Raw genomic sequence first — 23,490 nt, forward strand, 5'->3', positions numbered from 1 at the left:
AGCGGTCCTTTCTTCCAACTGTTTGCGCAATTATTACTGTGTTACGTAGAGAGCTTCATTCCTCAGGGAGTCTTATAGGAGTCAAATATGAAGCGAGAACAATGGGGATCCCGGGCGGGATTCATCTTAGCAGCAGTTGGGTCTGCTATCGGTTTGGGAAACATTTGGCGTTTCCCATACATGGCCTATGAAAACGGTGGCGGCGCATTTTTTATTCCTTACATTTTTGCCATGATCACTGCCGGTATTCCATTTATGATCCTTGAGTTCAGTATGGGACAAAAATACCGAGGCTCGGCACCAAAAACACTTGCGAAAATTCATTCTAAATTTGAATGGCTTGGCTGGTTCCAAGTTGGTGTGGCTGCAGTTATTGCCGTTTACTATGTGGCTGTTATCGGTTGGTCGATTTCTTACTTTGGGTTGTCGTTCACTCAAGGTTGGGGAACCGATACCAACGCATTTTTCTTTAGTGAATACCTAAAGCTAGGTGACAACTCACCAACAGACTTAGGCAGTATTCAATGGAAGATTGCTTTATCCATGGTAATTGCTTGGGCAATTACTTACACCGCCATTGCCAAAGGCGTGAAATCAGGAATTGAACGAGCATCTAAAATTATGATGCCAATCCTATTCTTGATGGTGATTTTCTTAATCGGACGTATGATTTTCTTGCCAGGAGCTCTAGATGGCGTGAACTACATGTTCGAACCCGATTTCAGCAAAATTTGGGATGTGAAAGTATGGGCAGCGGCATATGGTCAGATCTTCTTTACGCTAAGTATCGGCTTCGCCATCATGCTAGCTTACTCTAGCTACCTACCAGAAAAGTCAGACATAACGAATAACGCGTTTATGACCGTGTTGATCAACTGTGGCTTCTCGATCCTAGCCGGCATCATGATCTTCTCAGTATTGGGTTACATGGCTCAAGAGCAAGGTAAGCCGTTAACAGAGGTGGTATCTGCAGGCGTTGGCTTGGCTTTTGTTACTTTACCTGCGGCAATTAACCTACTACCTGCCCCATATATTCTTGGTCCACTGTTCTTCTTTGCACTGGTGGTTGCTGGTCTAAGTTCGCATATTTCAATTATGGAAGCCGTAACTTCAGCCATTATCGACAAGCTGAAGTGGAGCCGTAAAAAAGCTGCAAATGTTGTGATTGGTATTGGCTTCGTTGTCTCTATGGCGTTTGCTACCAATGGCGGTCTGCTGCTACTCGATCTAGTAGACCACTTTGCAAACAACGTTGGCATCATGGTTGGTGGTCTGGTTGAGATTGTCTTGATGGCGTGGCTATTGAAGCGCGTGCCAGAAGTACGTAATTACGTTAACGAGCGCTCTGATTTCTCTGTTGGTCAATGGTTCGAGATCTGCTTACGCTTCGTTACACCAATCATGCTCGCCATTATCTTAGCGACCAAGCTATACGCCCTAATTACTGAAGGCTACGGTGGCTATGATCTAACTTTAGGCTGGGCACTTATCGCCGCACTCTTTATCTTTGGTCTAGTGATCAACGCAGTGAACCGCAAGGAGACAGCAAAATGACAATCAGCGCAATTATTATGATGGTTATTGGTTTAGGTATCACTTGGGGCGGCGCTGCCGTTTGCATCAAGCGAGCCATGGATAAACAATAGAACGTTAAGTTCCATATAAAAAACGCCGGTAGTTACCGGCGTTTTTTTATACATACATTAGTTCAATTCTAGAAACTGTACTTGATGCCAACGGCGCCGCCAAGTTGCAAGTCAGCACCTTTGTAAAGATCTAGCTCTGGGTGTATTTGACCATAAAGGTCCCAGCCGCGTGATAAATCCCAGTTCACACCAAGTGGTACTCTCACACCAAACTCATCATCCCACTCATACCAACCACCAACGCCAACATACCAGGTCACTGGCATGTTTTGATCGAATGTTCCACGTTTAGCGATGTAATCAAACGCCATACCATCGTTACCGATAATGCCGCGATACTTATTATCTAACTCAACAACAACACTCAACTGTTGATCGACAGCCATACCAACAGACAAGTTCGTTGGCTCATTTGCCGCCATTGCGGTACTAGAAACTAGTCCTGCTAATAAAATTAATTTGCTCTTCATACACGTTATCAATTATTAAAAAAACATCATGCGCTATTCAAACATAGTGGTGCTTCAATATGTCAACGATGAGTAAGCGCGATGTATGAAAAGACTGGCAAAAGTAAAGATGAGTTTAGGATCACACTAAAAAGGAACTGTCAGTTAATAAAATAGGAACTAAAAAAGGAGGCCGAAGCCTCCTTTTATGCATTACTATGAATGACTGCGATTAACCGTGGTTACGGATCCACTCATCCATTTCAGTTTTTAGGTTGTCAGACTTAGTACCGAAGATAGCCTGTACACCACCTGCAACAACTACAACACCAGCAGCGCCAAGTTGTTTTAGCTTGTCTTGGTCAACAGCTGCTGTATCTGCAACTGCTACACGTAGACGTGTGATACATGCATCTAGACCAGTAATGTTAGCTTTACCGCCAAACGCTGCAACCAGTTCACCGCCCATATCAGAGCCAGAAGTTACAGCTGCACTTTCCGTTTCATCTTCACGGCCAGGTGTTTTTAGGTCAAGCGCTGTGATTACACCACGGAACACTACGTAGTAAATTACTGCGTAAACTAGACCGACGGCAATCATTAGCACCATCTTCTGAGCGTTACCAGATAGGACTAGGAAGTCGATCAGACCGTGAGAGAAAGAAGTACCGTGTACAAAGCCTAGAGTGTTCGAAACGATGTATGCAGAACCAGCTAGTAGAGCGTGGATACCGTATAGTAGCGGAGCAACGAATAGGAATGAGAATTCGATTGGCTCAGTAATACCAGTTAGGAATGAAGTCAGTGCAGCTGACGCCATGATACCCATTACTTTTGCACGGTTTTCTGGTTTAGCACAATGAGCAATTGCGATTGCTGCAGCTGGTAGACCGAACATCTTGAACATATAACCACCCGCTAGCTGACCGAAGCCATTACCAGCAGCACGAGATGCTTCATCAGCAACTAGGTAACAAGTTAGTACACCATTTTGAGCTTCACCGGCAGCGTTAACACAAGAACCTGCTTCGAAGAAGAACGGTACGTTCCATACGTGGTGTAGACCGAATGGGATTAGAGAACGCTCAACAACACCGTAGATACCGAATGCTAGCTGTGGGTTTTGGTGTGCAGCCCAATCAGAGAATGCAGAAATTGCACCGCCAATTGGTGGCCAGATAACAGAAAGGATAACACCTAGGATGATCGCAGCAAAACCAGTGATGATTGGCACTGCGCGCTTACCAGCGAAGAAGCCAAGGTACTCTGGAAGTTGGATTTTGAAGAAACGGTTGAATGCCCAAGCAGCCACACCACCGACAAGGATACCACCTAGTACACCTGTATCGATTTTCTCAACACCCATAACGCCCGCCATTACACCTAGCGTTGCCGTCATGATGCCGTAACCAACGATAGCTGCAAGACCTGCAACACCGTCGTTGTTAGTGAAGCCTAGCGCTACACCTACTGCAAATAGAAGTGCCATTTGGCCGAATACTGAACCACCAGCTTGTTCCATAAGATTAGAAACGATCTCTGGAATAAAGCTTAGATGGGCAGCACCCACACCTAATAAAATACCTGCAACTGGTAAAACTGATACTGGAAGCATCAGAGCCTTACCAACTTTTTGCAGGTTAGCAAAAAGGTTCTTAAACATGTTTATGCTCCTGATAAATTTATAAGTATTATTTGGGCACTAACGGCACACCCCCGTAGCCTAAAGGTTAGCACCCAATGAAAATGTAACCACAACTGCATTATATTTTCCGGCTCTAAATATATATTGATGACCCTCAAACTTTCCACACAGTTACGAAATTTAGTTTCAAAACAAGTCTTGGATCACACCCAAAAACAGCCGATGAAAAGGTTTGCATTGCACTTATATTACTGTTTTATAAAGAATTAATTATTTATATAATTAATTTTAAGGCGTAAATAAAATACGCCTCAATGTTATTTTTAGTAACAAAATTACATTTGTGATTTTTGAATGTTATTAAATCAACATTTTTAGTAAACATTAAACTCGTGAGCGTATCTGTTGTTTTTATCAACAAAAAAGGAGCCTAAGCTCCTTTTTTATGCTCTTATTATTTTTTCATCGCAAAAAAAGATTTCGGAAGTTTTCGGTGGTTTTTTGTGCCACTTCAGAAAGAGAGCACGATTTGAGTTGCGCAATATAAGAAGCGACTTCGACAACGTAAGCGGGTTGATTCTCTTTGCCACGATGAGGGACAGGAGCCAAGTAAGGAGAATCTGTCTCAATAAGAAGCTTCTCTAAAGGTAGAGTCTTCACCACTTCTTTTAACTCTGTAGCTTGACGGAAAGTAACAATCCCCGAGATAGAAATATAAAACCCCAGCTCCAGTGCAGCTTCAGCAAATGGAAGATCTTCTGTAAAACAGTGGATAACACCACCACATTTCTCTGCCCCACCCTTACGCAAAATATCTAGAGTATCCGCACGTGCGTTTCTGGTATGGATAATTAAAGGTTTGTTGAGCTCCACTGCAAGATCAACGTGTTGCTCAAAGCGCTCTTTCTGTAACGCGGCCGTTTCGGGCTTGTAATGATAATCTAAACCCGTTTCGCCAATAGCGACGACTTTTGCATTCGACGCATGGTGGCGCAATACGTCCATCGAAAAGTCGCTTTCAACATCAAGTGGGTGCACACCGCACGAAGCATAAACATTGTCATAAGGCTCGATCATTTCCATCATTTTCGGGAAAGAATCCAGCGTTACTCCAACAGAAAGTAGTTCAGTTACGTTTGCTTGTTTAGCTTTGTTAATAACGTCTTCCACATTGATGTGGAGATCGTCGTAATTCAATTTGTCTAAATGACAATGAGAATCTACGAACATAATGCCTCTCGTGATTCAATTAACCAATTCATTGATAGTAGCTCAAGGTTCAGGCCAGGAAAGGCTTGCACCTGAGCTTTCAGGTTCATCAGCGCCTTCGCTGATGAGTACAAACCGTTATAGTTGTCCGGTTGAAACTTTGTCGCGCCCGGAAGCATTTGAGCTTCTGATACACCAAACTGCGCTTTCTGAGCATCTGTCAGTAAATACCATGCCCAGTCTAGTGATTGCTCTGAGTGTTTAGCGATTAAAGAAGCACACTCAGAAACGTCTGAAACAGGCGAAGACATTGCCTTAATAAAACTGCGTTCAAAAGCCAAGTAAGCTTCGAGCTCACCATTATTTAACGCATCCAATGTTTTTATTGGAGAGCCCATATTCAGTTTTAAGGCATAAGCAGGAACTTGCTTCGCCCCTTGTTCGTGCATCCATTGCATCGCTTGTTCCGCTGACGGAGGCGCAACAACCCAGTGTTGGCAACGGCTACGAATCGTTGGGAGCAGACGCTCCTGATTGTGGGTAACGAGCAAAAACAAGCACTTTGCCCCAGGCTCTTCTAGCGTCTTTAACAGCGCATTCGATGCCGACTCGTTCATAGAGTCCGCCGGTTCTATTACAAATAGGCGGTAACCATTAAGCTGAGATGATTCCTGAGCAAGACGGTTACAAGCGCGAATTTGGTCCACCGTTATCGCCTTTCCTTCTTTCTCTGGCTTGATCCAGTGTAAATCAGGGTGGTTTTGAGATTGATTTAGCTGGCAGCTATGACAAAAACCGCATGCTTCACTCGCGTAATTTTGGCAAAGAAGTGCTTGGCTAAAAAACTCGATAAGTTTTTCGATGCCCAAGCCCTGCTCGCTTTGTAATAAAAGCGCACCTGGTATTCTGTCCGACTCTAACCCTACTTTGAGGTTATCCCATATTGGCTGTAGCCATGGATAATCATTTAACATGAGTCACCTAAATTTACGTTTCACTTATTGACGAGCTAGCCACTCGTTTAGAGCGTCCCGAATATCACGCGACACGCCTTCAATCGTCTGTTCTGCGTTAATGATAACGATGGAAGGATCGGCATGAGCAATCTCCAAATAACGCTCACGTGTACGCTCGAAGAAACTAATATCCATCTTCTCTATACGATCTAACTCACCACGCCCACGTGCACGCTCAAGCCCAACACGAGGGTCAATATCCATATAGAGAGTGAGAGCAGGTTTAAAATCACCAAGCGTTGTATCCCGGAGATTTTTCATTAACGATGCGTCAATCTGACGGCCACCACCTTGATAAGCTTGCGACGACATATCATGTCGGTCACCAACCACCCACTGACCGTTTTCCAAAGCTGGTTTGATCACGTTCTCAACCAACTGAACACGTGCAGCGTACAGAAGCAGCAACTCCGTCATGTCCTTAAGTTCTTCGCCTTCGTGCTCTTCTTTCACCAGAGCGCGCATTTTTTCTGCTAGCGGTGTGCCTCCTGGCTCACGGGTATTTACGATATCCTCAATACTGGCCGCTTTTAGCGTATCTAAAACGGTTTTAATCGCAGTGCTTTTACCCGCGCCTTCTAGGCCTTCAACGACAATAAAGTTTGCTTTCATCATTTGTTCTTTCTTAGTTCTCTTAAATAGGCACGAACAGCACGGTTGTGCTCAGCAAGGGATTTCGAAAATACATGTCCGCCCTTTCCACTTGCTACAAAATATAAATAGTTGCTGCTTTCTGGGTTCAAAGCCGCTTCAATGGAAGCTTCACCAGCCATCGCAATCGGTGTTGGTGGCAAACCATTGATGGTATAGGTGTTATATGGTGTTGGCGTACGCAAATCTTTCTTACGAATGTTGCCATCGTAGGCATCACCCATACCATAAATAACTGTCGGATCAGTTTGTAACCGCATGCGTTTGTTCAATCGGTTGATAAACACAGAAGCGACGCGCTCACGCTCAGAATCAATAGCCGTCTCTTTCTCGATGATAGACGCGAGAATCAAGGCTTCATATTTGTCCTGTAATGGCAGCTTTTCTTGACGAGCTTCCCAGCTAGCGTCCAGTATTTTATTGAGTTTTCGATGCGCTCGTTTTAATAACTGGCTTTCACTCGCACCCGCTGTGTAATGGTAGGTTTCTGCTAAAAACAACCCTTCTAGCTTTTCTCTCTCAATTCCAAGCTTCGCAGCCATTTCTTTTTCTGACAGTTCGGTTAAATCATGCTTTAAATAAGGAGCACTTTTTAGTTGATCTACCCATTCAGAAAAGCGGCTGCCTTCAACAAAAGTGATCGCAAACTGGTATTCTTTTCCATTATTCAGATGCTCCAATGTTTGCAAAAGCGACATACCAGGCTCAAGTTGGTAAGTACCCGCTCGCACTTGCAACAATTCTGGATATAAGTGAGGAATTAAACGGATATACTCCGATGTTTCAATCACCTCATCTTCAACTAAGGCGCGCATGACATGATGAAAGCTTGTACCACTTTCTACAGTAAACAGCTGAGGTTGTTCCAATAGAATAGGCTTTTCAACGTATTGTTTAGCCTGTGAAATTATATAAAAAACAGCTGCTGCGCCTATCACTGCAATCAGCACAACAAAAGCCAACAGTTTTTTAATCACGTAGTTAAATTCCCTTGCAGTCGTTGAGTCAATTTTCCTATCGGAAATATAGTCTTAGAGTTCGATGTCACTATGCTGCGAATAGGTGCGACACCTAATATTGAGTTACACATGAAAGCCTCGTCAGCACTCAGAAAATCTGGAAGTATAAAACGCCCCTCGATGACTTCAATATGACTTACTTTAAGTAACTCAAGCACCTTACGACGCATTACGCCCGTAACGCCTGATAAGGTCAGCTCCGGCGTAAATACTTTATTACCTTTAACCCAAAAAAGGTTGGCCATTGTAGTTTCAATGACATGGTTTTGCACATTTAACGTTATTGCATCTGCAAACTCTGTATTGTCGATTTCAGCCTTGGCGAGAATCTGCTCTAAACGGTTGTTGTGCTTATGTCCAGCAAGTAAAGGTTGAATCCCTAGACGAGTATTACAAACGCCCAAGTCCACACCTTGTTCTTGCCAAGATGAATAATGAGAAGGAAACGCAAAATTGGAAATCGTCACGATAGGGCCTTCAATCCCATTAGGGCTATACCCTCGCCCGCCAATACCGCGGCTAACGTGAATCTTCACCCCCGCTCGTGCGTCAGATAAAACCGCTTTGCTTGCCCAATCATGCACAACTTTCCAGTCAGGTGAAGAGATCTTCAAAGCGTCAAGGCAAGCACTCATGCGCTCAGTATGTTCTTGCCAGTAAACCAACTCTCCATTTTGGGTCAGGATGGTGGTAAAGCCTCCATCACCGTATTGGAATGAGCGATCACCTAGCTCTACATGCGTTTGCGGAACTCCATTTACCCAAAACATTCACGTACCTTCAAATTAGCAGACAACAAATAAAACAAAACGGCTCAATGCTAAGCATCGAGCCGTTAGAATACAAGTTTCGCTTATCTAAATTAGGTTAGATAGTGTTACTCAGCGAACTTCTTGAAGATCAAAGAACCGTTTGTACCACCAAAGCCAAACGAGTTACAGATAGCGTACTCCATACCTTCAACTTTGCGCGCTGTATGCGGCACAAGGTCGATGTCTAGACCTTCTTCTGGATCATCAAGGTTAATGGTTGGCGGAACAATTTGGTCAACCAAAGACATAACCGTGATAATTGCTTCAACAGAGCCAGCAGCACCTAATAGGTGACCCGTCATCGACTTAGTTGAAGACACAAGAACTTGCTTCGCACCTTCTTCACCAAGAGCACGTTTCACGCCCTTGATTTCTGCAACATCACCAGCAGGAGTAGAAGTACCGTGAGCATTCACATAACCTACTTGAGTACCTGTGATGTTAGCGTCACGCATCGCCGCTTCCATCGCAAGTGCACCACCAGAGCCGTCTTCGCTTGGAGATGTCATGTGGTAAGCATCACCAGACATACCAAAACCAACCAGTTCTGCGTAAATCTTCGCGCCACGTGCTTTTGCGTGTTCGTACTCTTCAAGCACCATCATGCCAGCACCATCACCTAGAACAAAACCATCACGGCCTTTATCCCATGGGCGAGACGCTTTTTGAGGCTCTTCATTACGAGTAGATAGTGCTTTAGCTGCACCGAAGCCAGCCATGCCAAGAGGCGTAGAAGCTTTTTCTGCACCACCAGCAACCATCGCATCTGCATCGCCGTAGGCAATCATACGTGCTGCATGGCCGATATTATGCAGGCCAGTAGTACATGCGGTAGAAATCGCGATATTTGGACCACGAAGACCACGCATGATAGATAGGTTACCTGCAACCATGTTTACAATGGTCGAAGGAACAAAAAATGGGCTAACTTTGCGAGGGCCTTTGTCTACTAATGCAGTATGGCCAGTTTCGATAAGGTCAAGACCGCCAATGCCTGAGCCGATAGCAACACCAACTCGAGCCGCATTTTCTTCGGTAATTTGTAAGCCAGAGTTATCAAGAGCTTGAATACCCGCTGCAATGCCGTACTGGATGAAAAGGTCCATCTTACGAGCATCTTTTTTAGACATGTACTCTGTGCAATCGAAATCTTTAACAAGACCTGCAAAACGAGTTGAGAAGTTCGTAGTATCAAAGTGCTCGATATTTACGATACCACTTTGACCTTCTAGCAGGGCTTTCCAAGATGATTCTACTGTGTTGCCTACCGGTGACAACATACCCATGCCAGTGACAACTACACGACGCTTGGACACGATATAATTCTCCGGGAATTGAATATTTCTATGAGAGGATAGAAGAAGTTAGAAAGAACACAGGCGGTCTAGGAGACCGCCTGGGAGAGCTAATTACTGAGCGCTGTTTACGTAGTCGATTGCAGCTTGAACAGTAGTGATCTTCTCAGCTTCTTCGTCAGGAATCTCAGTGTCGAATTCCTCTTCTAGAGCCATAACTAGTTCTACAGTGTCTAGAGAATCAGCACCTAGATCGTCAACGAAAGAAGCTTCGTTTTTAACTTCTGCTTCGTCTACACCTAGCTGTTCAACAATGATTTTCTTTACGCGTTCTTCGATGTTGCTCATTTTTCTTTTCCTTTACAGATTTCGCCTAATGCGATGATTCCGTAGTTTATTCGAACTATTGAAAGTTGCAAGGGGGTCCTTGCTGGTCAAACCACAAAATTAGCGAATTTAACCGAATTTCAATACATTTTTGACTTAAATCATGCACAAATCTTGCGCATAAGCATGACAAGTTCATGACAGTTAACTGCAACTATAGGCTATTTTTCACAATGTAAAATAGCTTATTTTGCATAAACTGTCGCATTAAACCATGTACATGCCACCATTTACATGCAAAGTTTCACCAGTAATGTACGCTGCTTCAGGAGAAGCAAGGAAAACTACTGCTGATGCAATTTCACGTGGGTCACCTAAACGACCTGCTGGCACGTTCGACAATGTTGCCGCACGTTGGTCATCATTTAGTGCCTTAGTCATGTCAGTTTCGATGAAACCAGGAGCAACAGTGTTCACTGTTACACCACGAGACGCAACTTCACGAGCCATTGATTTAGTAAAACCAATCACGCCCGCTTTCGCTGCTGCGTAGTTAGTTTGACCAGCATTACCCATGGTACCAACAACAGAGCCTACGTTGATGATACGACCCGCACGTTTTTTCATCATACCGCGTAAAACCGCTTTAGACATGCGGTAGATTGGCGTTAGGTTGGTATCGATGATGTCGTTCCACTCATCATCTTTCATGCGCATCAATAGGTTGTCACGAGTAATACCAGCGTTATTCACCAGAATATCGATCACACCAAATTCTTCGTTGATCGTTTTTAATGTCGCTTCGATAGACTCGACATCAGTCACGTTAAGCGCTAAGCCTTTACCGTTATCACCAAGATACTCGCTGATAGCAGCCGCACCACTTTCAGAAGTAGCAGTACCGATAACCGTAGCACCTCGCTCGGCAAGAAGTTCCGCGATCGCGCGGCCAATACCACGGCTTGCGCCGGTAACTAGCGCGATCTTACCTTCTAGATTCATCATGTTGTGTTTCCTTTTCTTATCGCAAATTTATCGCTTGATGGATTACTTCGCAGCGTCTAGCGATGCGATATCATTCACTGCGGCTGCAGTTAGCGTTTTCACGATACGTTTTGTTAGACCTGTTAAAACTTTACCAGGACCAAGCTCAAGAAGATTTTCTACGCCTTGTTCGTGCATCAGTTCAACTGTCTCAGTCCAACGAACTGGGCTATGTAGCTGACGAACAAGCGCATCTTTGATTTTTGCAGGATCTGTCTCAGCAACCACATCAACGTTGTTGATAACTGGCAGCTGTGGTGAGTTAAATTCGATAGACTCGAGAGCTACAGCAAGTTTTTCCGCTGCTGGCTTCATAAGTGCACAGTGTGAAGGTACTGAAACAGGAAGAGGAAGCGCACGCTTCGCACCAGCTTCTTTACATAGCGCACCAGCTCGCTCTACTGCGTCTTTGCTACCAGCGATAACGACTTGACCAGGCGAGTTAAAGTTTACTGGAGAGACCACTTCGCCTTGCGCTGCGTCTTCACACGCTTTTGCAATCGCATCATCAGCCAAACCGATAATCGCGTACATTGCGCCAGTACCAGCTGGTACTGCTTCTTGCATAAGTTGACCACGTAATTCAACCAGCTTGATGGCTTCTTTAAAGTCAATAACACCCGCACATACAAGTGCTGAGTACTCACCTAGGCTGTGACCGGCTAGGTTTGCTGGTTGCTCTAAGCCAAGTTCCTGCCATACACGCCAGATTGCAACAGATGAAGCTAGCAAAGCTGGTTGAGTACGGAAAGTCTCGTTTAAATCTTCTGCAGGTCCATTTTGAACAAGCGCCCATAGATCGTAACCTAGTGCGTCAGATGCTTCTGCAAATGTTTGTTTTACTACGTCATATTGTTCGCCTAGTTCTGCAAGCATACCTACAGCTTGAGAACCTTGACCTGGAAATACGATAGCAAACTTGCTCATGTTGTTTTCCTTTAAGCAAAGTAAAAAGAAATAAGATGCACCAAGTGCACCTTAAATTTTGAATTCTTGTGAAACTTAGAACTTCACAAGGGCCGAGCCCCAAGTGAATCCGCCGCCAAACGCTTCAAGAAGCAGAGTTTGACCGCGTTTAATACGACCATCACGTACCGCTTCATCTAGTGCTGTTGGCACCGTCGCAGCTGATGTGTTGCCGTGTTTATCAAGTGTAATCACGACTTGGTCTAGTGACATCGAAAGTTTCTTCGCTGTCGCTGAAATAATGCGGTAGTTCGCTTGGTGCGGCACTAGCCAGTCTAGTTCAGACTTATGCATGTTGTTGGCTTCAAGCGTATCTTTTACTAGTTTCGATAGCTGAGTGACAGCGACTTTGAATACTTCGTTCCCAGCCATATGAAGCCATTTATCCGCATCTTGCCCCCGCACAGGTACAGGTAGGCTTAGAAGCTCTCCGAATTGACCATCCGAGTATATGTGGGTAGAGATAATGCCAGGCTCTTGGCTAGCGCCTACGACAACGGCTCCGGCACCATCACCAAATAGGATAATGGTTGAACGGTCTGTCGGATCACACGTTTTAGACAAAGCATCTGAACCAATCACAAGTACGTTTTTGCACATACCAGATTTGATATGTTGGTCTGCAACAGATAATGCGTACACAAAACCAGAACAAGCAGCGGCTAAGTCAAAAGCTGGACAACCTTTAATGCCAAGCTTTGCCTGCACCTGACACGCAGATGAAGGGAAAGTATGGCTACTGCTCGTTGTGGCTACGATAATCAGGTCGATATCGTTTTTATCAATACCCGCCATATCGATAGCGTTTTCAGCTGCGTAGAATGCCATGTCTGCTACAGTCTCGTTTTCTGCAGCAATTCGACGCTCTTTAATACCCGTGCGAGCAACGATCCACTCATCACTTGTATCTACCATTTTCTCTAGATCTGCGTTTGTACGCACCTGAGATGGCAGGTAGCTGCCAGTACCTAAAATTTTGCTATACATGAAGACTAATAATGCCTCTCGAGTAAAACCGCTTCCAAACGATCGCTAATACGGCTTGGTACTTGTCGTTTGACCTCGTGTACTGCCTCGCCAAGTGCATTGACAATCGCAGATACATCCGCACTTCCATGGCTTTTTATGACAATGCCGCGCAATCCTAGCAAACTTGCGCCGTTATACTGGTCGGGGTTCAGTGTTTTTAGTTCATTAAATAGCCTAGAAAACAACTTTCTAGCTATCCAACCCTTTATCGTTGATGCCATTATGCTGGTTTTAATTTTTTCGATAAAAAGTTGAGCTGTTCCCTCACTGGCTTTTAAGCATACGTTGCCGACAAATCCATCACAAACAATGACGTCAGCAACATCATGCAAAATTTGATTACCTTCAATATAACCGACAAAGTTAATCGCATCGGTCTGAGAAAGCATTTCTGCGCAACGTTTGACTAAATCGTTACCTTTAATCTCTTCTGCGCCAATATTGAGTACAGCAACGCGAGGAGGACGACCCAAGTGTTCTTCAGCTAATGCACTGCCCATTACAGCAAATTGGAACAAGCTATCAGCATCGCACGATACATTCGCCCCCAGATCTAGCATCCAAGTGCGCTTTCCGGTAATCGTCGGTAAAGCGGAAACTAAAGCAGGACGTTCAATGCCAGGAAGTAACTTAAGAATGAAACGCGATAGTGCCATTAATGCACCGGTGTTGCCACCACTAACACAAGCATCCGCTTTCTGCTCAGAAACCAAATCGATAGCCATACGCATAGAACTATTTTGGCTATTACGCAACGCCAATGAAGGTTTTTCTGAGTTCGAGATAACTTTCTCGCTGTGAAGAATAGTCAAGCGGGAACTGGTCGAGGTACCGAGTTGAGATAATTGAGACGTGATCAGAGATTGATCACCAATAAGAATCACTTTTAGCTCTGGGAAATGAGACAGTGCCTGCACGGCGGCAGGCACTGTTACGCGTGGACCGAAATCCCCGCCCATTGCATCAAGTGCAACGGTAATACTTTGCAAAGGTTCAACCTTACTTGTTGATAACCTTTTGACCACGGTAGTAACCTTCAGCAGTTACGTTGTGGCGTAGGTGAGTTTCACCAGAAGTCGCGTCTACAGATAGAGCAGCTGTAGTTAGCGCATCGTGTGAACGACGCATACCGCGCTTAGAACGAGTTTTACGGTTTTTCTGTACGGCCATTGACCCTACTCCTATACTATTGGGTTAAAAACCTGAAGAAGAATCGGCTACCACACCTATTACTTTTTCAGACTTTTCAAAACGTCGAATGGATTCGGTTTTTCTTCCTCAATTTCTTCAGGAATCTCACCAAAAACCATGTTATTTGAATCAACGCTACAATCCGCTTCATCGTGCATCGCAATTTGAGGTAATGCTAAGATGAACTCGTCTTCAACAAGTTGTATGAGGTCTAATTCACCATATTCATTTAGATCTACCAAATCATAAATTTCTGGTGCTTCCTGTTCTGTTTTCTCACCGTAGTAAGGAGTAGAAAGGAATTCAACTTCGCACTCATGTGCGAATACCTCATTACAACGCTGACACTCTAAATCGACTTCGATGTTAGCTTTACCAGAGATAACAACGAGTCGCTGTTCATCCATCCCAAATGACAATGAGACTTCTGCGTCGCGTTTTACGCCTTCAGTTGTTTCCACTAAGCGCTTGAAAAGACTAGCTTGGATGATGCCATCGTAATCCAATCGTTTCTGTGCAGCTTTAGCTGGGTCAACCGTTCGCGGTATTTTTACCTTTTGCATAGGGCGCGAATATTATCTTCCAAATCAAAATTAGTCAAAGAAAAAGGCAAAAAAGTTGTACTTTTTTACGCTTAACATACAGAGCATTAGCCAGAATCATTTTTGATCGATTATCCTATTGGAAATGCTCCCACGAATTGTAATTCAAAATGAAAAATTACCAACTGGTTTTAGCCTCAACTTCCCCTTTTCGTAAACAACTGCTTGAAAAGCTCTCATTACCATTCGTTTGTTTACCACCTGATTGCGATGAAACACCTTTTGACCAAGAAACGCCAACTGAACTTGTGCAGAGACTGGCCCAAGAGAAAGCAATATCTTGCCAGACGGATAAAGCAAGTTTAGTTATCGGCAGTGACCAAGTTTGTGTCATTAATGGTGAAATCGTTGGCAAGCCTTTAAATAGAGATAACGCGATAAATCAACTTTTGGCTCAAAGTGGAAAAGTCATCACTTTCTATACTGGTCTTGCGGTACATAACACCGTCACAAACCATACAGAAGTCGGCTTTGATTCTTTCGAGGTGCACTTTAGAGATTTAACGCTTGAACAAATCGAACGCTACGTCGACAGGGAAGAACCTTTTTACTGCGCAGGCAGCTTTAAAAGCGAAGGCATGGGAATTTGTTTGTTTACGAAATTAGTTGGTAAAGACCCGAACACACTTGTCGGACTACCATTGATTGATTTGATTGATATGTTGCATGTTCAAGGACTCGATGTCCTTTAACCCAAATACGATAAAAGGGAGCCTGTGGCTCCCTTTTGCATCCGCGAGGAAAACATGGTTACGCGTTTCTTAAACCCGCCAACACTTTTTCTAGTTTCGGTTCCATCGGTGCGTTGATTTCCATCCACTCATCATTTGATGGGTGTTGGAACTTAATGTTTGCCGCGTGTAGGAACAAACGATCTAAACCAACTTGACCTGTATAAGCATCAAAGCGGCGATCACCGTAGCGATCATCCCAAGCGATTGGGTGACCAGTGTATTGCGTATGAACTCGTATTTGGTGAGTTCGACCAGTAATCGGACTCGCCTGAATCAATGTAGCTTGTTCGAACTTTTCCAAAATCTTAAAACGCGTTTCTGACGGCTTACCATTAGGGTTAACACGAACAATACTGTTCACTTCGTTTTTGAGCAGTGGCGCGTTCACAACCTTACAACTGCTTTTCCATTGCCCCATGACAAGAGCTAAGTAAAACTTCTTTACTGTCTTTTCACGAAACTGGGCTTGCAAGTGACGAAGTGCAGAACGCTTCTTAGCAACCAGCAAAATCCCTGAAGTATCACGGTCAATACGATGCACAAGTTCAAGAAAGCGAGCTTGAGGACGCAGAGCCCTAAGCGCTTCAATCGCACCAAACTTTAAACCACTGCCACCATGCACCGCGGTGCCAGATGGTTTGTTTAGAATCAACATATGATCATCTTCGAAGATAATCATATTTTCCAACTCAGCGACTTTGTTAAGTTTCGTACTTGGTGCGACATCGTCATCTTTTTTCTCGACGGTCACCGGTGGAATACGAACGAGATCGCCTGCTTTTAACTTGTACTCTGCTTTTATACGCTTTTTATTTACGCGCACTTCGCCCTTACGCACAATTCGGTAAATCATGCTTTTAGGAATGTCTTTTAATTGGTTGCGCAAAAAATTATCAATGCGCTGACCCGCCATATCTTCGTCAATGTCGACGAACTGGACTTTTGTTCTTATTTCGTTCATGGGCGGTATTGTAAACTCAATTTCGTGCGACTTCACATTATTCTTGTCGTAAAAGAAACACTCGGTGGCACATACTGGTCTAAATTTCGCCAAGCTTTTGTTTAAATTATTAAAACTCTCAATCAAGTTCTCAATTTGTTTTCTGTCCTGAACAGTTTGCACATCTCAATTGCTTATGAAACAACCTGTTATAAATTAGAAATTTTGAGTTTAGCGGCAAATTTTCTATCGTTTGCGTGAAAGCAGATTGCTGATAGCCACGCGCACTGCTATAGTTCACAGCTGCTAAGGAAGGTTTGGTTACATTTTATTCATTACCAATCATTTATCCTCAAGCAATGTGAGTAGATCGTTGAAGGTCGAGTGCAGCATTGGCGTGAGACACATCGAATTCAACACTCTTGCCACCCTACTCCTCGCATATTCACGTTGAGTACCTACCGCCCAAATAGCGGGTCACAAGTCTACGTTTCCAACAGAAACCACAAGAGGCTTGTGATGACTGAAGTGCCCGAGAGCATCCCCTTCCAGCCGGGAGGCTGCAAAATACAAGCCATGGGATCTGGCACCGTGAAAGAGCGAAAAAACAGTGGCAAGTCGACAAGAAAGATATAAAAGAAAAGACAACGAGAATTTTCAATGAAAAGAATGTTAATTAACGCAACTCAAAAAGAAGAGTTGCGTGTCGCTCTGGTTGATGGCCAGCGACTTTTCGATCTTGATATCGAGAGTCCAGGGCATGAATCTAAAAAAGCGAATATCTACAAAGGACGTATCACACGTATCGAACCAAGCTTAGAAGCCGCATTTGTTGATTACGGCGCCGAGCGTCACGGTTTCCTCCCTCTCAAAGAAATTGCCCGCGAATATTTCCCTGAAGGTTACACCTACCAAGGTCGTCCAAGCATCAAAGAAGTGCTAACGGAAGGCCAAGAAGTAATCGTTCAAGTGGAAAAAGAAGAACGTGGAAGCAAGGGCGCTGCTCTTACTACTTTCATTTCTCTTGCTGGTAGTTACCTTGTTCTGATGCCTAACAACCCTCGTGCTGGCGGTATTTCTCGTCGAATCGAAGGTGACGAGCGAACTCAACTAAAAGCCGCATTAAGTACTTTGGAACTGCCTCAGGGCATGGGCCTAATCGTACGTACTGCTGGCGTTGGCAAGAGTGCTGAAGAGCTTGAGTGGGATTTGAATGTACTACTTAACCACTGGGGTGCAATCAAAGGTGCAGCGGACTCTAACCCTGCTCCATTCTTAATCCACCAAGAAAGTAACGTTATCGTTCGTGCAATCCGTGACTATTTGCGTCGTGATATTGGCGAAATCTTAATTGATAGCAACACCATCTACGAACGTGCAAAAGAGCACATTCAATTGGTGCGCCCTGATTTCCTTAACCGCGTTAAGAAATATGAAGGCGAAGTTCCACTATTCAGCCACTACCAAATCGAAAGCCAAATTGAATCGGCTTTCCAACGTGAAGTGCGTCTGCCATCTGGTGGTTCTATTGTTATTGACCCGACTGAAGCACTAACGTCTATCGATATCAACTCTGCTCGTGCAACCAAGGGCGGCGATATTGAAGAAACAGCTCTAAACACGAACCTAGAAGCAGCCGACGAAATTGCTCGCCAATTGCGTCTACGTGACTTAGGTGGCTTAGTGGTTATCGACTTTATCGATATGACCCCAGTTCGTCACCAACGAGAAGTAGAAAACCGTCTACGTGAAGCCGTTCGTCTTGATCGCGCTCGTGTACAAATCGGTCGTATTTCTCGCTTTGGTTTGTTGGAGATGTCACGCCAGCGCTTGAGCCCTTCTCTTGCAGAAGCAAGCCATCACATCTGTCCTCGCTGTAGCGGAACTGGTGTCGTTCGCGACAACGAATCTCTAGCACTTTCTGTACTTCGTTTAATTGAAGAGGAAGCGCTAAAAGACAACACAGCACAAGTACTTGCAGTCGTACCTGTGCCAATCGCCTCTTACTTATTGAACGAAAAACGTCGTTCAGTAAACCATATCGAACGCATTCAAGAAGTGAAAATTACGGTTGTTCCTAACTCTGATATGGAAACACCGCACTTTGAAGTTATCCGTATTCGTGAAGGCGAAGAGTTCGATCTGATTTCTTACTTACTTCCTAAGAAACTGGAAGCAATGAAAGAAGCAGAAGGTAAAGAGCCAGCTGAAGTTGACGTAAAACCAAAACGAATTGAAGAGCCAGTTCTTAAAGGCTTTGCTGCTCCGTCTCAAACCGCACCTGCACCAGCAGCTAAACCAGCTCCTGAGGCGAAGAAGAAAGAACAAAACGTTGAACAAGAAGAGAAACCTGGATTGTTCAGCCGTCTGTTTAAAGCACTTGGTAGCTTCCTATTCGGTAGTTCTGAAGAAACAAAAGAAGAACAGAAACCTCAGGAAGAGAAAAAACCAAATCGCGATAATCGACGTAACAAACGTGATCGCAACGATCGTCGTCGCAATAACAACCAGCGTGATAATCGTGATAACCGCGACAATCGCGATAACCGACGTCGTCGTAAGCCTCGTGATGAGCAGGCTAATGAGCAAAACGAAGCTCAACAACAAACAAATAAACCGCAAAACCGTAACCAAAAGCGTAAACCTAAAGCTCAACAGGCAGATAAAGCCCAAGAGCAGAAAGCAAACGCAAAAGTAGCGGAAAAAGGTCTGCAGCTAGCAGCGGAAGCTCGTACTGAAACAAAACCAGAAGAGAGCAAACCGAAGCAGCAAAATGCGAAAGCAGAAAAAGTGAAAGAGCGCCGCCAACGTCGCAAATTGAACAAGTCTGTACGCGTTAAGGACCAAGAAGCTATTGAGAAGAAAGCCGAAGAAACAGCGGTTAAGACTCAAGAAACGGTTGAAGCTAAAGTTGAAAAGCCAACAGAAGCAGCGGTAGAGGCACAGCAAGACAACAAGCAAGCAGAGTCTAAGCAACGTCGTAATCGTCGTTCGCCACGTCACCTGCGTGCAAGCGGCCAGCGTCGTCGCCGTGGCCGTGATCGCCGCCCTAACCCGTTCCGCCTACGTAAGGGAGGTGTCGCTTCTCCTGAAATGGCTATGGGTAAAGTAATGCCACGTTACATTCCGAAACCAGCACCTAAGAAGGAAGAGCGAGTTAAGGAAGAAGCTGTAGCAGCAGTACCTACAATCCAAGGTGGCTTTGCGTGTCCAGAAATGGCAATGGGTAAAGTGATTATTCGTCGCGAGCAACCTGTCGTAACAGATGCGCCAGTTGTTGAACACAAGGTTCAAGAAACCGTTGAAGCGAAAGTGGAAGCTCCAGTAGTAGAAGCACCTGTTGTTGAAACAGTAATCGCAGAAAAAGCTGAATCGGCAGTAGTAGAAACAGCATCGGTAGAGCCTATCGTTGAAACTCCTGTAACTGAACATGCTGAACCGGTTGATGCCATTGTAGAAACGGCACCTACTGAAGAGCCTATCGTTGAAGCAGCAAAAGAGATTGTAGCCGAAGCGCCAGTAGATAAACCAGAGCCTAAAGTCGAAGCCATTAAAGTTGCTGCTAAGCTAAACGCTAGCGCACCGATGACGAAAGCACCTGGCCCTCAAGAGCTACGCGAAATCACGGTTGCAGCAGCGCCGTTCAAAACCGAACGTTACCAAGCTAAAGGTGCAGGTAGCCAAGTGGCTAAAAACCGTGCATCGGCAGAGATGACAAAGCCTAACTTTAACTAGGCTAAATCATTACGTTCAACTGCTTAACGGCATAAATAAATTAAAGGCTACCATCTGGTAGCCTTTTTTATCTTCATATTTGCCCAATAAATTGTTCATATAAATACCAATTCGTGATCACATTTGTACGCCATTATTCGTATCATTCTTGAACTTAATCACACTTTTCGGTAGCATGCGCCGACTCAAGTTTTCGACACCATTCTGATGCTGCTCTTTTAATACTACGGTTTACACTGCAATGTTTGATTAAAAATCAACCTTCCAGTGGCTTGTGCAAATACGAATATGTGTCGGGTTTAACTCATTGCAAAGAGAACTTAAAAACAAACATGTTCGAATTTCCCCAATTTTCTAAGCACTCCGTAAAAAATGATGTGCTATCAGGCTTAACCGTTGCGCTAGCATTGGTTCCTGAAGCTGTCGCATTTGCGTTCGTCGCAGGCGTAGATCCGATGGTCGGTCTTTACGCTGCATTCATCGTTGGTCTTATTACTTCCATTTTCGGTGGTCGTCCCGGCATGATCTCTGGTGCAACAGGTGCCATGGCAGTCGTAATGGTTTCGCTTGTCGCGACTCACGGTGTCCAGTACCTATTCGCAGCCATCATGCTCGCTGGTATACTTCAAATTGCCGCTGGTATGTTTAAATTGGGTAAGTTCATCCGTATCGTGCCTCACCCTGTGATGATTGGTTTTGTGAACGGTCTGGCTATTGTTATCTTCCTAGCTCAGTTGGGTCAGTTTAAAGCGCCAGATATCAACGGCATGCTTACTTGGCTACCACAAGACCAAATGCTACTAATGCTTGGTTTGGTTGCGCTAACTATGGCAATCATTCACTTTCTACCAAAAATCACAACGGCTGTACCCTCTTCACTTGTTGCAATCGTAACGGTGACGGCTTTAGTGGTTGGCTTGGATCTGGAAACTCGAACTGTTGTTGACTTCCTGCGTACAATGTCTGGTGATGAAGCTGCAACACTCGCAGGTTCACTACCAACCTTCTCTATTCCTGCGGTACCATTTACACTAGAGACACTACAAATCATTCTTCCATACGCGATCATTCTCGCGGCCATTGGTCTAATTGAATCTCTACTAACACTGACAGTTTTAGATGAGATGACGAATACTCGTGGTCAATCTAACCGCGAATGTATCGGTCAAGGTATGGCAAACATGACGTGTTCTGTGTTTGGCGCAATGGGTGGTTGTGCGATGATTGGTCAGTCGATGATCAACGTAAACTCAGGTGGTCGCGGCCGTCTATCTGGTATCGTTGCGGCTATCGCTCTATTGATGTTTATCTTATTCGCTTCTTCGCTAATTGAAATGATCCCACTCGCTGCTCTGGTTGGTGTGATGTTCATGGTTGTCATTGGTACATTCGAATGGGCAACATTTAAGCTAGCACGCCGCGTACCGAAGCAAGACTTCTTCGTTATTGTTCTTGTGACCGTTGTTACTGTTCTTACTGACCTTGCTGTTGCCGTAGCGGTTGGTGTTATCGTTTCTGCATTAATGTTTGCATGGCAACACGCTAAGCACATCTATGCCGACACGTGCTTAAACGAGGAAGGTTCAAAAGAGTACAAGATTCACGGCCCTATTTTCTTTGGCTCTGCGGCTAACTTCCTGGAGTTGTTTAACGCGCCTGAAGATCCAAAAGATGTGATTGTCGATTTTGCAGACTCTCGCGTGACAGATCACTCTGCAATTGAAGCCATTGAAACACTGGCTGAGCGTTACAATGCTCAAGGTAAAACGCTGCACCTTCGTCACCTAAGCCCAGATTGTCGTAAACTTTTGGACAAAGCTGGCAGCTTGGTTGAAATTAACGTGAAGGAAGACCCAAGCTACAAAGTCGCAACCGACATACTAGCGGGTTAACACGAATAAAAAGGGATGAGCTGAGCTCATCCCTTTTTCTATTGTCTTCAAGCACGGCGATTATAGCTTCTTCAAAATTGCGTCTGATGCCTCTTCGATTAAATCAAGCACCAGTTCAAAGCCATCTTCCCCACCATAATATGGGTCCGGGACTTCGTCGTAACCTGACTCAGAATGACTTAAAAATAACGATACTTTGTGTCGATACTTCAACGGACAAATATCCAATAAATCGGCCAAATTTGCTTTATCTGCGGCTAATATAAGGTCAAACTTTTCAAAGTCATCAATGGTGACTTGGCGCGCTTGCATTCCTTTAAAAGAATAACCTCGCTGCTTTCCTGCTGCCATCGCTCTTGAATCCGGTCGGTTTCCTGCGTGGTAGCCAATTGTACCTGCCGAATCAACCTCTACTTCAACGCCTAGCTTTTGAGCTTTCGCTCTTAACACTGCCTCTCCAGTTGGTGACCGACAAATGTTTCCCATACAAACAACAAGTATTTTCTTCATTTTATTCCCTGAATTATCGGTGGTTTTTCTTCACGATATGTTGGTCTATCATAGCGAGATAAATCAATGAACCCAAATTAGCTTGGGCACAGCACGAAAAGGAATTGAGGAAGTATTATGTCTATCGAAGAAAATAAAGAAGCACGCCATAAAGCTCGCCAACAAAAAGTCAAAGAACAGGTAGACGCAAAAATCGCTGCTGCTCAAGAGGAAAAAGGTCTGCTACTGATCATTACCGGAAATGGTAAAGGTAAATCGACATCAGGATTCGGTACGATCGCACGCGCAGTGGGTCATGGTTTGAATTGTGCTGTCGCGCAGTTTATTAAAGGTACTTGGGACAACGGTGAGCGCAACCTACTTGAGAAACTCGGCGTTGAATTCCAAGTAATGGCAACCGGCTTTACGTGGGAAACTCAAAACAAAGCCGCTGATACCGAAGCAGCGCAAGGCGTATGGCAAGAATGTAAGCGCATGCTGCAAGACGACTCTATCGATGTCATCTTGTTTGACGAGCTAACTTATATGGTGAGCTACGGCTACATCGACTTAGACGAAGTGGTCGAAGCACTGAGCAACAGACCTAAAATGCAGTCGGTTATTATTACTGGGCGTGGCGCACATCGAACCCTGATTGAAATGGCCGATACCGTTTCTGAAGTGAAAAATGTAAAGCACGCATTTGAATCTGGCGTAAAAGCCCTCAAAGGCGTCGATTGGTAACACTCGCAGAGTAATTTAAAAAGGGTTGGCAAAATGCCAACCCTTTTGATTTTCA

General features: G+C 44.5%; 23 protein-coding genes. 6 read left to right on the top strand and 17 right to left on the bottom strand.

Translation table 11 applies throughout. The annotated features are described in order from the left end of the window. The first annotated feature begins 87 nt into the window (after nt 1-87). Both R7Z10_RS09820 and R7Z10_RS09825 read left to right on the top strand, forming a co-directional pair. Nucleotides 88-1,554, top strand: coding sequence for a sodium-dependent transporter (locus tag R7Z10_RS09820; protein WP_005372966.1), 1,467 nt, complete (start codon nt 88-90; stop codon nt 1,552-1,554). Continuing rightward, on the top strand, nt 1,551-1,646 hold the full coding sequence (locus R7Z10_RS09825; protein WP_005372963.1) for a MetS family NSS transporter small subunit: 96 nt from the start codon (nt 1,551-1,553) through the stop codon (nt 1,644-1,646). The genes R7Z10_RS09820 and R7Z10_RS09825 overlap by 4 nt, the downstream gene beginning before the upstream one ends. Before the next feature lie 68 nt (nt 1,647-1,714). On the opposite strand, the gene R7Z10_RS09830 is transcribed toward R7Z10_RS09825, so the two are convergent. The 15 genes from R7Z10_RS09830 to yceD form a co-directional block, all read right to left on the bottom strand. Further along, a complete protein-coding gene (locus R7Z10_RS09830) occupies nt 1,715-2,116 on the bottom strand; it encodes a hypothetical protein (protein ID WP_005396996.1) in 402 nt (133 codons plus the stop codon). 211 nt (nt 2,117-2,327) lie between these two features. Further along, entirely contained in the window at nt 2,328-3,758 is a 1,431-nt protein-coding gene (ptsG, locus tag R7Z10_RS09835) for a PTS glucose transporter subunit IIBC (protein WP_005372959.1), read from the bottom strand. Between the two features lie 444 nt (nt 3,759-4,202). Then, entirely contained in the window at nt 4,203-4,970 is a 768-nt protein-coding gene (locus R7Z10_RS09840) for a TatD family hydrolase (protein ID WP_005372957.1), read from the bottom strand. After that, the gene (locus tag R7Z10_RS09845) at nt 4,961-5,923 is read right to left on the bottom strand and encodes a DNA polymerase III subunit delta' (RefSeq protein WP_054729226.1); all 963 of its coding nucleotides are present in this window, start codon (nt 5,921-5,923) and stop codon (nt 4,961-4,963) included. The genes R7Z10_RS09840 and R7Z10_RS09845 overlap by 10 nt, the downstream gene beginning before the upstream one ends. Nucleotides 5,924-5,947: 24 nt before the next feature. Continuing rightward, nucleotides 5,948-6,580, bottom strand: a complete 633-nt coding sequence (gene tmk / locus R7Z10_RS09850) for a dTMP kinase (RefSeq protein WP_167415350.1) — start codon at nt 6,578-6,580, stop codon at nt 5,948-5,950. Beyond that, nucleotides 6,577-7,593: an endolytic transglycosylase MltG gene (mltG, locus tag R7Z10_RS09855; RefSeq protein WP_318104784.1), complete on the bottom strand. Its 1,017-nt coding sequence runs from the start codon at nt 7,591-7,593 to the stop codon at nt 6,577-6,579. Before mltG ends, tmk begins: the two co-directional genes overlap by 4 nt. Then, nucleotides 7,590-8,405: an aminodeoxychorismate lyase gene (gene pabC, locus R7Z10_RS09860; RefSeq protein WP_054577645.1), complete on the bottom strand. Its 816-nt coding sequence runs from the start codon at nt 8,403-8,405 to the stop codon at nt 7,590-7,592. Before pabC ends, mltG begins: the two co-directional genes overlap by 4 nt. A 107-nt stretch (nt 8,406-8,512) precedes the next feature. Then, the gene (fabF, locus tag R7Z10_RS09865) at nt 8,513-9,763 is read right to left on the bottom strand and encodes a beta-ketoacyl-ACP synthase II (RefSeq protein ID WP_005372948.1); all 1,251 of its coding nucleotides are present in this window, start codon (nt 9,761-9,763) and stop codon (nt 8,513-8,515) included. A gap of 93 nt (nt 9,764-9,856) precedes the next feature. Beyond that, nucleotides 9,857-10,090 (bottom strand): acyl carrier protein, encoded by a 234-nt coding sequence (gene acpP, locus R7Z10_RS09870; protein WP_004406112.1) that lies wholly within the window; start codon nt 10,088-10,090, stop codon nt 9,857-9,859. A gap of 246 nt (nt 10,091-10,336) precedes the next feature. Next, complete coding sequence (gene fabG / locus R7Z10_RS09875; protein WP_318104800.1) at nt 10,337-11,071, bottom strand: 3-oxoacyl-ACP reductase FabG; 735 nt, start codon at nt 11,069-11,071, stop codon at nt 10,337-10,339. Nucleotides 11,072-11,116: 45 nt separating this feature from the next. Then, nucleotides 11,117-12,040: an ACP S-malonyltransferase gene (gene fabD / locus R7Z10_RS09880; RefSeq protein ID WP_005387313.1), complete on the bottom strand. Its 924-nt coding sequence runs from the start codon at nt 12,038-12,040 to the stop codon at nt 11,117-11,119. A gap of 75 nt (nt 12,041-12,115) precedes the next feature. Next, nucleotides 12,116-13,066, bottom strand: a complete 951-nt coding sequence (locus tag R7Z10_RS09885) for a beta-ketoacyl-ACP synthase III (RefSeq protein WP_017821385.1) — start codon at nt 13,064-13,066, stop codon at nt 12,116-12,118. A gap of 5 nt (nt 13,067-13,071) precedes the next feature. Next, on the bottom strand, nt 13,072-14,097 hold the full coding sequence (plsX, locus tag R7Z10_RS09890; protein WP_017633846.1) for a phosphate acyltransferase PlsX: 1,026 nt from the start codon (nt 14,095-14,097) through the stop codon (nt 13,072-13,074). A gap of 10 nt (nt 14,098-14,107) precedes the next feature. Next, entirely contained in the window at nt 14,108-14,278 is a 171-nt protein-coding gene (gene rpmF / locus R7Z10_RS09895) for a 50S ribosomal protein L32 (protein WP_005396978.1), read from the bottom strand. Between the two features lie 59 nt (nt 14,279-14,337). Continuing rightward, the gene (gene yceD / locus R7Z10_RS09900; RefSeq protein WP_005387307.1) at nt 14,338-14,862 is read right to left on the bottom strand and encodes a 23S rRNA accumulation protein YceD; all 525 of its coding nucleotides are present in this window, start codon (nt 14,860-14,862) and stop codon (nt 14,338-14,340) included. 149 nt (nt 14,863-15,011) lie between these two features. On the opposite strand from yceD, the gene R7Z10_RS09905 reads away from it, so the two are divergent. Then, nucleotides 15,012-15,593 carry a nucleoside triphosphate pyrophosphatase gene (locus R7Z10_RS09905; protein WP_054729223.1) on the top strand — a complete coding sequence of 194 codons (582 nt, stop codon included), beginning with the start codon at nt 15,012-15,014 and terminating at the stop codon, nt 15,591-15,593. 58 nt (nt 15,594-15,651) lie between these two features. Here the strand turns inward: R7Z10_RS09905 and rluC are convergent, their stop codons facing one another. Next, nucleotides 15,652-16,596: a 23S rRNA pseudouridine(955/2504/2580) synthase RluC gene (rluC, locus tag R7Z10_RS09910; protein ID WP_021033985.1), complete on the bottom strand. Its 945-nt coding sequence runs from the start codon at nt 16,594-16,596 to the stop codon at nt 15,652-15,654. Between the two features lie 639 nt (nt 16,597-17,235). Between rluC and rne the strand changes: the two genes are divergently transcribed. Beyond that, nucleotides 17,236-20,310 carry a ribonuclease E gene (gene rne, locus R7Z10_RS09915; RefSeq protein ID WP_318104786.1) on the top strand — a complete coding sequence of 1,025 codons (3,075 nt, stop codon included), beginning with the start codon at nt 17,236-17,238 and terminating at the stop codon, nt 20,308-20,310. A gap of 332 nt (nt 20,311-20,642) precedes the next feature. After that, nucleotides 20,643-22,202 (top strand): SulP family inorganic anion transporter, encoded by a 1,560-nt coding sequence (locus R7Z10_RS09920; RefSeq protein ID WP_005380840.1) that lies wholly within the window; start codon nt 20,643-20,645, stop codon nt 22,200-22,202. Nucleotides 22,203-22,262: 60 nt separating this feature from the next. On the opposite strand, the gene R7Z10_RS09925 is transcribed toward R7Z10_RS09920, so the two are convergent. After that, nucleotides 22,263-22,712, bottom strand: a complete 450-nt coding sequence (locus R7Z10_RS09925; RefSeq protein WP_025767219.1) for a low molecular weight protein-tyrosine-phosphatase — start codon at nt 22,710-22,712, stop codon at nt 22,263-22,265. Between the two features lie 117 nt (nt 22,713-22,829). Between R7Z10_RS09925 and cobO the strand changes: the two genes are divergently transcribed. Next, a complete protein-coding gene (gene cobO / locus R7Z10_RS09930; protein ID WP_005380837.1) occupies nt 22,830-23,435 on the top strand; it encodes a cob(I)yrinic acid a,c-diamide adenosyltransferase in 606 nt (201 codons plus the stop codon). Nucleotides 23,436-23,490: the final 55 nt, after the last annotated feature.

The organism is Vibrio sp. Vb1018 (assembly GCF_033338775.1).
In the GTDB taxonomy this organism is placed as follows: domain Bacteria; phylum Pseudomonadota; class Gammaproteobacteria; order Enterobacterales; family Vibrionaceae; genus Vibrio; species Vibrio alginolyticus.

Excerpts from the sequence above, each read along its gene's own strand:
- rluC (WP_021033985.1), bottom strand. The coding sequence starts at position 16,596 with ATGAACGAAATAAGAACAAAAGTCCAGTTCGTCGACATTGACGAAGAT.
- R7Z10_RS09840 (WP_005372957.1), bottom strand. The coding sequence starts at position 4,970 with ATGTTCGTAGATTCTCATTGTCATTTAGACAAATTGAATTACGACGAT.
- R7Z10_RS09825 (WP_005372963.1), top strand. The coding sequence starts at position 1,551 with ATGACAATCAGCGCAATTATTATGATGGTTATTGGTTTAGGTATCACT.
- R7Z10_RS09920 (WP_005380840.1), top strand. The coding sequence starts at position 20,643 with ATGTTCGAATTTCCCCAATTTTCTAAGCACTCCGTAAAAAATGATGTG.
- cobO (WP_005380837.1), top strand. The coding sequence starts at position 22,830 with ATGTCTATCGAAGAAAATAAAGAAGCACGCCATAAAGCTCGCCAACAA.
- tmk (WP_167415350.1), bottom strand. The coding sequence starts at position 6,580 with ATGATGAAAGCAAACTTTATTGTCGTTGAAGGCCTAGAAGGCGCGGGT.
- R7Z10_RS09845 (WP_054729226.1), bottom strand. The coding sequence starts at position 5,923 with ATGTTAAATGATTATCCATGGCTACAGCCAATATGGGATAACCTCAAA.
- R7Z10_RS09820 (WP_005372966.1), top strand. The coding sequence starts at position 88 with ATGAAGCGAGAACAATGGGGATCCCGGGCGGGATTCATCTTAGCAGCA.
- ptsG (WP_005372959.1), bottom strand. The coding sequence starts at position 3,758 with ATGTTTAAGAACCTTTTTGCTAACCTGCAAAAAGTTGGTAAGGCTCTG.
- rpmF (WP_005396978.1), bottom strand. The coding sequence starts at position 14,278 with ATGGCCGTACAGAAAAACCGTAAAACTCGTTCTAAGCGCGGTATGCGT.
- R7Z10_RS09830 (WP_005396996.1), bottom strand. The coding sequence starts at position 2,116 with ATGAAGAGCAAATTAATTTTATTAGCAGGACTAGTTTCTAGTACCGCA.
- rne (WP_318104786.1), top strand. The coding sequence starts at position 17,236 with ATGAAAAGAATGTTAATTAACGCAACTCAAAAAGAAGAGTTGCGTGTC.
- R7Z10_RS09905 (WP_054729223.1), top strand. The coding sequence starts at position 15,012 with ATGAAAAATTACCAACTGGTTTTAGCCTCAACTTCCCCTTTTCGTAAA.
- yceD (WP_005387307.1), bottom strand. The coding sequence starts at position 14,862 with ATGCAAAAGGTAAAAATACCGCGAACGGTTGACCCAGCTAAAGCTGCA.
- fabD (WP_005387313.1), bottom strand. The coding sequence starts at position 12,040 with ATGAGCAAGTTTGCTATCGTATTTCCAGGTCAAGGTTCTCAAGCTGTA.
- acpP (WP_004406112.1), bottom strand. The coding sequence starts at position 10,090 with ATGAGCAACATCGAAGAACGCGTAAAGAAAATCATTGTTGAACAGCTA.
- pabC (WP_054577645.1), bottom strand. The coding sequence starts at position 8,405 with ATGTTTTGGGTAAATGGAGTTCCGCAAACGCATGTAGAGCTAGGTGAT.
- R7Z10_RS09885 (WP_017821385.1), bottom strand. The coding sequence starts at position 13,066 with ATGTATAGCAAAATTTTAGGTACTGGCAGCTACCTGCCATCTCAGGTG.
- R7Z10_RS09925 (WP_025767219.1), bottom strand. The coding sequence starts at position 22,712 with ATGAAGAAAATACTTGTTGTTTGTATGGGAAACATTTGTCGGTCACCA.
- fabG (WP_318104800.1), bottom strand. The coding sequence starts at position 11,071 with ATGAATCTAGAAGGTAAGATCGCGCTAGTTACCGGCGCAAGCCGTGGT.